Source organism: Streptomyces sp. NPDC059853, assembly GCF_042731495.1.
In the GTDB taxonomy this organism is placed as follows: domain Bacteria; phylum Actinomycetota; class Actinomycetes; order Streptomycetales; family Streptomycetaceae; genus Streptomyces.
This window is the reverse complement of sequence record NZ_JBHWJL010000168.1, coordinates 1-10938: the sequence shown is the minus strand read 5'-3', so window position 1 is coordinate 10938 and position 10938 is coordinate 1. Positions and strand designations below refer to the sequence as shown.

The 10938-nt window shown below is 73.9% G+C and carries 9 protein-coding genes; 6 read left to right on the top strand and 3 right to left on the bottom strand.

Annotated elements, in window-relative coordinates:
* Positions 1-113 precede the first annotated feature (113 nt).
* Positions 114-1283 (top strand): cysteine desulfurase family protein, encoded by a 1170-nt coding sequence (locus ACFV5N_RS17875; RefSeq protein ID WP_385600446.1) that lies wholly within the window; start codon positions 114-116, stop codon positions 1281-1283.
* A 105-nt stretch (positions 1284-1388) separates the two neighbouring features.
* Positions 1389-2558 carry a tRNA 2-thiouridine(34) synthase MnmA gene (gene mnmA, locus ACFV5N_RS17870; protein WP_385600444.1) on the top strand — a complete coding sequence of 390 codons (1170 nt, stop codon included), beginning with the start codon at positions 1389-1391 and terminating at the stop codon, positions 2556-2558.
* On the opposite strand, the gene ACFV5N_RS17865 is transcribed toward mnmA, so the two are convergent.
* The 3 genes from ACFV5N_RS17865 to ACFV5N_RS17855 form a co-directional block, all read right to left on the bottom strand.
* The gene (locus tag ACFV5N_RS17865) at positions 2539-2769 is read right to left on the bottom strand and encodes a helix-turn-helix transcriptional regulator (RefSeq protein ID WP_019434272.1); all 231 of its coding nucleotides are present in this window, start codon (positions 2767-2769) and stop codon (positions 2539-2541) included. The genes mnmA and ACFV5N_RS17865 overlap by 20 nt on opposite strands.
* A complete protein-coding gene (locus ACFV5N_RS17860; protein ID WP_385600441.1) occupies positions 2769-3338 on the bottom strand; it encodes a DUF2975 domain-containing protein in 570 nt (189 codons plus the stop codon). Before ACFV5N_RS17860 ends, ACFV5N_RS17865 begins: the two co-directional genes overlap by 1 nt.
* A 215-nt stretch (positions 3339-3553) precedes the next feature.
* A complete protein-coding gene (locus tag ACFV5N_RS17855; RefSeq protein ID WP_385600451.1) occupies positions 3554-4357 on the bottom strand; it encodes a carbon-nitrogen hydrolase family protein in 804 nt (267 codons plus the stop codon).
* Between the two features lie 79 nt (positions 4358-4436).
* Here ACFV5N_RS17855 and ACFV5N_RS17850 point away from each other — a divergent pair, with 79 nt between their 5' ends.
* The 4 genes from ACFV5N_RS17850 (at position 4437) to ACFV5N_RS17835 (ending at position 10818) form a co-directional block, all read left to right on the top strand.
* Positions 4437-5126: an SDR family oxidoreductase gene (locus ACFV5N_RS17850; protein WP_385600438.1), complete on the top strand. Its 690-nt coding sequence runs from the start codon at positions 4437-4439 to the stop codon at positions 5124-5126.
* Between the two features lie 68 nt (positions 5127-5194).
* The gene (locus tag ACFV5N_RS17845; protein ID WP_385600449.1) at positions 5195-6214 is read left to right on the top strand and encodes a methionine synthase; all 1020 of its coding nucleotides are present in this window, start codon (positions 5195-5197) and stop codon (positions 6212-6214) included.
* Positions 6215-6230: 16 nt separating this feature from the next.
* Entirely contained in the window at positions 6231-8495 is a 2265-nt protein-coding gene (gene ligA / locus ACFV5N_RS17840) for an NAD-dependent DNA ligase LigA (protein WP_385600435.1), read from the top strand.
* Positions 8496-8667: 172 nt separating this feature from the next.
* On the top strand, positions 8668-10818 hold the full coding sequence (locus tag ACFV5N_RS17835) for a putative bifunctional diguanylate cyclase/phosphodiesterase (protein WP_385600433.1): 2151 nt from the start codon (positions 8668-8670) through the stop codon (positions 10816-10818).
* Positions 10819-10938: the final 120 nt, after the last annotated feature.

The window sequence follows — 10938 nt, the reverse complement described above, 5'->3', positions numbered from 1 at the left end:
GATCCGGCCTCGCTACATCGCCCATGTCATCCTCCGAGGGGAAAGAACGCCGCCGTCCGGCATCCGGTTCCCCCGGCCGCCCCGGCGGGGCGGCTCGTAGAATCGGCCCCACCATGCCCTACTTCGACCACGCCGCCACCACGCCGATGCTCCCCGAGGCCGTGGCGGCGATGACCGCGCAGCTGGCCGTCACCGGAAACGCCTCCGCGCTGCACGCCGCCGGGCGGCGCGCGCGGCGCGCGGTCGAGGAGGGCCGGGAGACGCTGGCCGCCGCGCTGGGCGCGCGGCCGAGCGAGGTGGTCTTCACCTCGGGCGGCACCGAGGCCGACAACCTCGCCGTCAAGGGACTGTACTGGGCCCGCCGGGACGCCGACCCGCGCCGGGTGCGGGTGCTGGCGAGCCCGGTGGAGCACCACGCGGTGCTGGACGTGGTCCAGTGGCTGGCCGATCACGAGGGCGCCCGGGTGGAGTGGCTGCCGGTGGACGCGGTGGGCCGGGTGCATCCGGGTGCGCTGCGGGAGGCCATCGAGCGCGACCCGGGGGATGTGGCGCTGGTCACCGTGATGTGGGCGAACAACGAGATCGGCACGGTCTTCCCGGTCGCCGAACTGGCGGCGGTGGCGCGGGAGTACGGCATCCCGATGCACGCGGACGCGGTGCAGGCGGTGGGGCAGCTGGCGGTGGACTTCGCGGCCTCGGGGCTCGCGGCGCTCTCGCTGTCCGGGCACAAGATCGGTGGCCCCTACGGCATCGGCGCGCTGCTGCTGGGCCGGGAGTGGACGCCGGTGCCGGTGCTGCACGGGGGCGGCCAGGAGCGGGAGGTGCGCTCGGGCACGCTGGACGTTCCGGCGGTGGCGGGTTTCGCGACGGCGGCCCGGCTGGCCGTGGCCGGGCGGGCGGAGTTCGCGCGGGTCACCGGCGGGCTGCGGGACGAGCTGATCGCGGCGGTTCGGGCGGAGGTGCCCGACGCGGTGCTCGGCGGTGATCCGGATCCGGCCGGGCGGCTGCCCGGCAACGCGCACTTCGCCTTCCCGGGGTGCGAGGGCGACTCGCTGCTGCTCCTGCTGGACGCGCAGGGCATCGAGTGCTCCACCGGCTCCGCCTGCACGGCCGGGGTGGCCCAGCCCAGCCATGTGCTGCTGGCGACCGGCGCCGACCCGGGACTGGCCCGGGGCACGCTGCGGTTCTCCCTGGGGCACACGACGACCCGGGCCGATGTGGAAGCGGTGGCGAAGGCGATCGGCCCGGCAGTGGCCCGCGCCCGCACGGCCGGACTGAGCTGACCCCACCGCCGCACCCGCCGACCCGGGCTCCCCGGTGCGGGGCGTGGGCACCTGTCGCCCGGCGGGGCCCGGCGCCCGCGGGTACCGGCGTAGGGTGGTGGTGCTATGAATGAGTTCCCCGGTGCCCCCTCCGGTCCCCGCACGGGGCCGCGTCTCCGTGTTCTCGCCGCGATGTCCGGCGGGGTCGATTCCGCCGTGGCCGCCGCCCGTGCCGTGGAGGCCGGGCACGAGGTGACCGGCGTCCATCTGGCGCTGTCCGCCAATCCGCAGTCCTTCCGTACCGGCGCGCGGGGCTGCTGCACCATCGAGGACTCCCGCGACGCCCGCCGGGCGGCGGATGTCATCGGCATCCCCTTCTACGTGTGGGACCTGGCCGAGCGCTTCCGCCAGGACGTGGTCGAGGACTTCATCGCCGAGTACCGGGCCGGCCGCACCCCCAATCCGTGTCTGCGCTGCAACGAGAAGATCAAGTTCGCCGCGCTGCTGGACAAGGCGCTGGCGCTGGGCTTCGACGCGGTGTGCACCGGCCACTACGCCACCGTGGTGACCGGCCCCGACGGGCACCGTCAGCTGCACCGGGCCACCGATCTCGCCAAGGACCAGAGCTATGTGCTCGGCGTCCTGGACGAGCGGCAGCTGGCGCACGCGCTGTTCCCACTGGGCGACACCAGGACCACCAAGGAGGAGATCCGGGCCGAGGCCGAGCGCCGGGGCCTGGCGGTGGCGAAGAAGCCCGACAGCCACGACATCTGCTTCATCGCGGACGGCGACACCCAGGGCTTCCTCTCCGGCCATCTGGGCTCCGCCGAGGGCGACATCCTCGACGAGGACGGCCGGAAGGTCGGCAGCCACCAGGGCGCGCACGGCTTCACCATCGGCCAGCGCAAGGGCCTGCGCATCGGGCACCCGGCGCCGGACGGCAAGCCCCGCTACGTGCTGGACATCTCCCCGGTGAACAACACCGTCACCGTCGGCCCGGCCGAAGCGCTCGACATCTCCGCGCTCACCGCGATCCGCCCCCGCTGGTGCGGCGCCGCCCCCGAGGGGCCCGGCGCGTACACCGCCCAGCTGCGGGCGCACGGCGCGGAGACCCCGGTGAGCGCCGAGATGGACGGCGACACGCTGCTGGTCCGGTTCACCGAGCCGGTGCGCGGGGTGGCCCCCGGGCAGGCGATCGTGCTGTACGACGGCACCCGCGTGGTCGGCTCGGCCACCATCGCGGCCACCGAGCGCGCGGTCACCACGCTCGCCCCGGTCACTTCGGCCGGTGGCTGAGCAGATCCCCGGGCTGGCACTCCAGCACTTCGCACAGGCGGGTCAGGGTGGAGAACCTGATGGCCCTGGCCCGCCCGTTCTTCAGCACGGACAGATTGACGTTGGTCACGCCCACCTGATCGGCCAGCTCGGTGAGGGTCATGCGCCGTTCGGCCAGCAGCCGGTCCAGATGCACCTCGATCCCGTGCGGTTCGGCGTCGTCCGCCGCCATCACACCACCCCCTCCAGGTCCTCCCGCATATCCGTGGCCAGCTGTATCAGCCGGGCGAAGGTCAGCAGCCCGAGACCGATGAAGATCGGCCACCAGCGCACCTGGGTGGCGTCGAGCAGCCGTGCGTAGCCCCAGTAGTCCGTCGCGTGGGAGATCAGCACACCGTGGGCGAGCCCTTCGGCGAGGTGCAGCACCACCGCGCCGCCCGCCAGGTAGCGGCCCATCAGGGTGAGACCGCGCACCGTGCGCCGGGTGAAGGGGCCGTGCTTGCGGGCCCGCCGGATCAGCAGCCAGGCCATGACCAGCGCCCCCACGTGCCACAGCAGCACCAGCTGCGTCACGGCGATGAACAGCGCCCGCTGCCCCGTGCTGCCGTCGAAGCAGAAGGTGGGCCGGGCCACCACCTCGACCCCGGGGCCGGCGCCGAACATGCCCTCCGTCGATGTGCCGCCGCCGCTGGTGGACGGGTCGGCGACGCACACCCGGTCGGGGAGGTAGAAGCCGACCCCGTCGACGAACACGGCCAGCACCGCCCACAGCGTCAGCGCCAGCACCCCCAGCGTGCACACCGCCGTGACCGCTGCCTCGATCGGCTCCAGCGGATCCTTCCCCCGCTTTCCCGCTGAGCTGTTTCCCCCCGTGCCGTTTCCCGCTGTGCCGTGCGTGCCCGGCTGTGCCGGCCCGGCCTCCCCGGCAGCGGCCGGCCGTCTCCCACCCGATCTCAGCAGCGACCTCATGGCAGCCTTCACGAGGCACCCCCCTTATCGTTTAACGATGCTATCGATTAACGATAAGCGTCGGGTCGCCGGTTGGCAATCACCGGAACGGATGACCTCGCCGCCGCGACCCGCCCCACCTCCACATCCACCACCAGCAGCCCCGGCTCCGCCCCCAGCCGCCCCCGCACCTCGCCCAGCGGCGACACCACCATGCTGTGCCCGATCCCGGTCGGCGCCGACGTCCCCGGATCCGCCCCGGCCGCCGCCGGATCCGCCTGCCCGGCCGCCACCACCCAGCAGGTGGAATCCAGCGCCCGCGCCCGCACCAGCAGCTCCCACTGCTCCCGCTTCCCCGGCCCCGCCCCCCACGACGCCGGCACCAGGATCACCTGCGCCCCCGACTCCGCCAGCCGCACGAACAACTCGGGGAACCGCACGTCGTAGCAGGTCGCGAAGCCGAAGCCGACCCCGTCCGCCGTCGCCGTGACCACCCGGTCCCCGGGCGCCACCGTCCGCGACTCCGCGAACCCGAACGCGTCGAACAGATGCACCTTGTCGTACCAGGTGTCCACCCCGCGCCCCGTGATCAGCAGCGTGTTGCGCACCCGCCCGTCCGGCGCCGGCGTGAACATCCCCGCCACCACCAGCAGCCCGTGCCGCGCCGCGACCTCCCGCACCCCCGACGCCCACGGCCCGTCCAGCGGCTGCGCCACCGGACCCAGCGGAATCCCGAACCGGGCCATCGCCGCCTCAGGACACACCAGCACCGTGGCGCCCCGCTCCGCCGCCCGCTCCGCGATCCGCGCCAGCTCCGCCAGATTCGCCTCCGGGGACACCTCCGAGAGCATCTGCCCCACCGCGATCCGCACCGTCGTCCCGTCCATGTCCGCCGCCATCGCGCCGCCTCCCACTGCCGAACCGGTCCTGCCCGTAGGAGACCATGCTCGTATGGCAACGCATGTGATCACAGGCGCGGGTTCCGGAATCGGCACCGCCGTCGCCGAACGCCTCGCCGCCCGCGGGGACGAACTGTGGCTGTGGGCCCGCGACGCCGGCCGGGCCGGCGAACTGCGCGACCGCTTCCCCGGCGCCCGCACCCTCGTCGGCGACCTCGCCGAACCCGCCCGGCTCTCCTGGGCCCTCGGCCACCAGAGCCTCCCCGACCGCGTCGACTCCCTCCTGCACATCGCCGGTGTCGTCGACCTCGGCACCGTCGGCGACCTCACCCCCAAGGTCTGGCAGGCCACCCTCGCCGCCAACCTCGTCGCCCCCGCCGAACTCACCCGCCTCCTGCTGCCCCAGGTACGCGCCGCCCGGGGCCACGTGCTGTTCGTCAACTCCGGTGCCGGGCTGCGCGCCAACGCCCAGTGGGGCGCCTACGCCGCCAGCAAGCACGGCCTCAAGGCACTCGCCGACGCGCTGCGCGCCGAGGAAGCGGGCCACGGCGTCCGCGTCACCACCGTCTACCCCGGACGCACCGCCACCCCCATGCAGGCCAAGGTGCACCAGCAGGAGGGCAAGGAGTACGACCCGGACCGCTGGATGACCCCCGAGTCCGTCGCCACCACCATCCTCACCGCCCTCGACCTGCCGCGCGGCGCCGAGATCACCGACCTCTCCGTCCGCCCCACCGGCTGACCGCCGCACCCCCGCGCGACTCGTAGGCTGCCCGGGTGAACACCACAGCGAACCACGACACGGCGAGCATCCCGCGACGGCCCGGCGGCCCGGCCACGGCCACCGGGATCGGCTCCATGCCGGGCGAGGACGTCAGGGAGTCGGTGCGCACCGTCACCGGCTCCCTGGAAGCCCTGCCCTACCTCCCCGAGCTCCCCGCACGGGGCCCCGGCGCCGACATGACCGGGCGCACCGCCGGGATGCTGGCCGAGCTGTACGTCCATCTGGAGCCCAGCGGCTGGCGCATCAGCGACCGGCCGGGCCGCGACACCCGCCGCGCCCGCGCCTGGCTGCGAGAAGACCTCGACGCCCTGGAGGAGTTCACCCAGGGCTACTCCGGCGCCCTCAAGATCTCCGCCGTCGGGCCGTGGACCCTGGCCGCCACCGTCGAACGCCGCACCGGCGAGGCCATGCTGGGCGACCCGGGCGCCTGCCGCGATCTGACCGCCTCCCTCGCCGAGGGACTGCGCGGCCACCTCGCCGAGGTACGCCGCCGGGTCCCCGGCGCCCACCCCGTGCTCCAGCTGGACGAACCCGCCCTGACCGCCGTCCTGCACGGCACCGTCCCCACCGCCAGCGGCTACCGCACGCACCCCGCCGTGGACCGCGCGGTCGCCGAGGGCGCGCTGCGCGACCTCGTCGAAGTCGGCCACGCGTCCGGCGCCGCCGTCGTCGTCCACTCCTGCGCCCCCGGCGTCCCCGTCCCGCTGCTGCGCCGCGCCGGGGTCGACGGCGTCTCCCTGGACTTCTCGCTGCTCACCGAGCGTGAGGACGACGCGATCGGCGAGGCGGCGGAGGACGGTATGTCCCTGCTCTTCGGTGTCGTGCCCGGCACCGGCGAGCGACCGGAGGAATTGTCGGACCCGGCCGGTACGGTCAGTGGAGTCAGGTCGCTGTGGCGCAGGCTGGGGCTGTCACCTGGGCTGCTCAGCGAGTCCGTGGTGATCACCCCGGTGTGCGGTCTCGCGGGTGCCTCCCCGGCGTACGCCCGGGCGGCGCTGGCGCATTGCGTCCGGGCGGCGAGATCCCTCGCGGACAACCCTGAGTGAGGACGGAGACAAGACGGTGTCGGTCGAACAGCAGTCAGCAGTGCCCGCCGAGGCGCGGGAGCGACACGCCCGGCTCGCTGAGCAGGTCGAGGAGCACCGCTTCCGCTACTACGTGAAAACGGCGGTGATCAGCGACGCCGCGTTCGACGCGCTGATGCGCGAACTCCAGGAGCTGGAGGAGGCCCACCCCGAGCTGCGCACCCCCGACTCGCCCACCCAGAAGGTGGCGGGCGCGTACGAGACGGAGTTCACCTCCGTCGAGCACGCCGAGCGCATGCTCTCCCTCGACAACGCCTTCGACGACGCCGAGCTGGACACCTGGGCGGACCGGATCGCCGAGGAACTGGACGGCATCCCGTACCACTTCCTGTGCGAGCTGAAGGTGGACGGTCTCGCCGTCAACCTCACCTACGAGCACGGCCGGCTCACCCGCGCCGCCACCCGCGGCGACGGCCGCACCGGGGAGGACATCACCCCCAACGTCCGCACCATCGAGGAGATCCCCACCCGGCTGCGCGGCGAACGGGTCCCGGCCCTGGTGGAGATCCGCGGGGAGGTGTTCTTCCCGATGGAGCGCTTCGAGGAGCTGAACGCCCGCCTCGTGGACGCCGGGGAGAAGCCGTTCGCCAATCCGCGCAACGCCGCCGCCGGTTCGCTGCGCCAGAAGGACCCGAAGGTCACCGCCTCCCGGCCGCTGCAGATGGTGGTGCACGGCATCGGCGCCCGCGAGGGCTTCGACATCGACCGGCTCTCGCACGCCTACGCACTGCTGGAGGAGTGGGGCCTGCCCACCGCGCGGGCCGCCAAGGTGGTCACCTCCCTCGACGGGGTGCGCGAGTTCATCGCCTACTACGGGGAGCACCGGCACGCCGTCGAGCACGAGATCGACGGCGTCGTGGTGAAACTCGACGAGATCCCCCTCCAGGGGCGGCTCGGCTCCACCTCGCGCGCCCCGCGCTGGGCGATCGCCTGGAAGTACCCGCCGGAGGAGGTCAACACCAAGCTGGTGGACATCCGGGTCGGCGTCGGGCGCACCGGCCGCGTCACCCCGTACGCCGTGGTGGAGCCGGTCACCGTGGCCGGCTCCGAGGTGGAGTTCGCCACCCTGCACAACCAGCAGGTGGTCAAGGCCAAGGGTGTGCTCATCGGCGACACCGTCGCGCTGCGCAAGGCCGGGGACGTGATCCCGGAGATCCTGGGCCCGGTGGCCGATCTGCGCGACGGCAGCGAGCGGGAGTTCGTGATGCCCACCGAGTGCCCCGAGTGCGGCACCGCGCTGCGCCCCGCGAAGGAGGGGGACATCGACCTGCGCTGCCCCAACGCCCGCTCCTGCCCCGCCCAGCTGCGGGAGCGGCTGTACTACCTGGCCGGCCGCAAGTGCCTGGACATCGACCACTTCGGGTACGTGGCCGCCACCGCCCTCACCCAGCCGCTCCAGCCGGCCGACCCGCCGCTGCGCGACGAGGGCGGCCTGTTCGACCTGCGGGTTGAGGAACTGCTGCCCATCACCTCCTACGTCCTCGACCAGGACACCGGGCTGCCCAAGCGCGACCCGGAGACCGGCGAGCCGAAGGTGGTCAGCTTCTTCGCCAACCAGCAGGGCGAGCCCAAGAAGAACACCCTCGCCATGCTGGAGGCCATCGAGGGCGCCAAGCGGCAGCCACTGGCCAGGATCATCACCGGCCTCTCCATCCGGCACGTGGGCCCGGTGGCGGCGCAGGCGCTGGCGCGCGAGTTCCGTTCGCTGGACCGGATCATGGCGGCCGACGAGGAGGAACTGGCGGCCACCGAAGGGGTCGGCCCGACGATCGCCGCCTCGCTCAAGGACTGGTTCGCCGTCGACTGGCACCGCGAGATCGTCGAACGGTGGCGGGCCGCCGGGGTGCGGATGGAGGACGAGGGGGCCGGCCAGGAGAGCGGGCCGCGCCCGCTGGAGGGCGTCACCGTGGTCGTCACCGGCACCCTCGGCTCGCACACCCGCGACGGCGCCAAGGAGGCGCTGCAGAGCCTGGGCGCGAAGGTGACCGGCTCCGTCTCGAAGAAGACCGGGTTTGTGGTGGTGGGGGAGAGCCCCGGCTCCAAGTACGACAAGGCCGTTGCCCTCAAGGTCCCCGTGCTGGACGAAGCGGGCTTCGCCGTCCTGCTCGAACAGGGCGCCGACGCCGCCCGTGAAGTCGCCCTCGTGGTCGGCGAAGAGACCGCGCCGGAGACCGAAGGGGCGGAGAAGACCGCGGAGAAGCCGACGGAGGGAGAGAAACAGCCCCGCCGTGACGGACGATGACACGGGGATGACACGGGGCAGCGGAATGCACCGGGGACGGCGGCGATCGCCCGGTCGGTGTGAAGAAAACGCCCGACTTTCCGCCACCGGAGGCCCGCACGGCCACCCCTCGGCCTAGTGTGGAGGGTGTGCCTGCCCCGGCGCGGGCAAGGAAGCCGTGAGAGGGACCCGCATGCAGTCAGCCCCCACGGGAAGACCGACCCAGCGGCGCGGCTGCGCGTGGCTGGCCCGGTACACCCGGTCCGCCGTGCTCACCGTCGCCGCGATCGCCCTGCTCATCGGTGTCTGGCGGGTGGTCGCCGAGGGGCACGGCCTGTTCCCCGGCGACCACGCCGGATTAGGTTTCGCCCTGCTCACCGGAGCCGTCGTCACCCACCTCGTCGCGGTACGCGGCGACCGCTGGTGGGGCAGCTCCGGCTCCGGTGCCGCCCTGGCCCTGGCCATGCTGCTCCAGTACGGCTGGGTCCCCGCGCTGCTCATCAGCCTCGCCGTCGTCACCCTGGTCGGCGCGGCCCGCCGCGACCGCAGACGGCAGGCCCTGGTGCACGGGGCCATCGACATCCTGGGCGTGGGCGCCGCCGGACTGACCCTCGCCGTCTTCGGCGTGCGCCCCAGCGTGGCCCACCCCTGGCACCCGGACGACTGGACCGGCGCCATGCTCGTCCAGCTGCTGCTGGGCGCGGTCGCCTATCTGGTGGTCTCCCGCACCCTGCACTGGGTGTGCGACACCCCTTCGGCCGCCCTGCCGTCCGCCGGGCCCGCGCTCACCACCGTCGCCCTGGTCCGCCAGGGCATGATCGCGCTCGCCTTGCTCTGCTTCGCCCCGCTGATCGTCGTGGTCGCCGCCGAGGTCCCGCTGCTCATCCCGATGTTCGCGGTCCCGCTGATCGCGCTCGACCGCACCCTGTGGCTGGCCAACGCCCGCGCCGAGGAGCAGCTGCTCGACCCGCTCACCGGCCTGCCCAACCGGCAGTGGCTGCTGGAGCGCACCCGCGCCGCCCTGGAGGAGTGCGCCCACGTCCGGCCCGGCGGCGGCACCCGCTGCGCCCTGGTGCTGATCGACCTCGACAGCTTCCGCGACGTCAACGACACCCTCGGCCATCTCACCGGCGACCGGCTGCTGCTCCAGATCGCCGACCGGATACGCGCCGGACTCCCGCCGGACGCGGTGGCCGCCCGGCTCGGCGGCGACGAATTCGCCGTCCTGCTGCCCGGCGCCGAATCCGCCGGCGCCGCCCGGCAGACCGCCCGCTCCCTCATCGGCTCGCTCAGCGCCCCGCTCGAACTCGACGGCCTCACCCTGGTCATGGAGGCCAGCGCCGGCGTCGCCGTCGCCCCCGACCAGGCCCGGGAGGCCGAGGACCTGCTGCGCCGCGCCGATGTCGCCATGTACGGCGCCAAACGCGACCGCAGCGGCGTCGAGGTGTACGAGGCCAGCCGCGACGCCCACACCCCGGACCGGCTCGGCCTGCTCGGCGATCTGCGGCACGCCCTGGAGCGCGGCGAGGTGGAACTGCACTACCAGCCCAAGGTCCGCTTCGACGGCGCCGTCGCCGGTCTCGAGGCGCTCATCCGCTGGGCGCATCCCGAGCGCGGCCGGGTGCCCCCGGACGAGTTCATCGCCATCGCCGAGACCTCCGGCCTGATGCCCCAGCTCACCGAGTACGTCCTGGAACAGGCCCTGCACCAGGTGGCCCGCTGGCGCGCGGCCGGGCTGACCGTCCCGGTGGCGGTCAACGTCTCGCCCCGCGACGTGTACGCCGACGGGTTCACCGAGTCCGTCGCCGCCCGGCTCGCCCGGCACCGGGTGCCGGCCGGGTCGCTCCAACTGGAGATCACCGAGCACGTGATGCTGGAGGACCCGCAGCACGCCGCCGGCACCCTGGCGGAGCTGACCGGCCACGGGGTGAAGATCTCCCTGGACGACTTCGGCACCGGCTACTCCTCCCTGTCCTACCTGCGGACCCTGCCGGTCAGCGAACTGAAGATCGACCGCTCGTTCGTGGCCGGTCTCGCCGCCGATCCGCAGAACGCCGAGATCGTCCGCTGCACCATCGAACTCGCCCACTCCCTGGGCCTGGTCGTGGTCGCCGAGGGCGTCGAGGACGACGAGACCTGGGAGCGGCTGCGCGACATGGGCTGCGACGCCGTCCAGGGCTGGCTGGTCTCCGCCGCCCTGCCGCCCGCCGAGGCCACCGCCTGGCTGCGGGGCCGCGACGCCGACCCGCCCCCCGCCGAGGCGGCCGGAGGCGCCGGGGCGGGCCGGGCCCGGACGGCCGCGCAGGCCGGTGAACTCCCGCCCAGGCACCTGCCGGTGCGCTGAGCGCCGGGACGCCGTGCGCCCCTCGAGGTCACCCTGCGCCGGCCCGCGCCGCTCCCCGCGGGAACGCGCGCGCCGGCGCCCCCGCCGGACCCATAGGATTTGAGCCGAAACCAGCCCCTA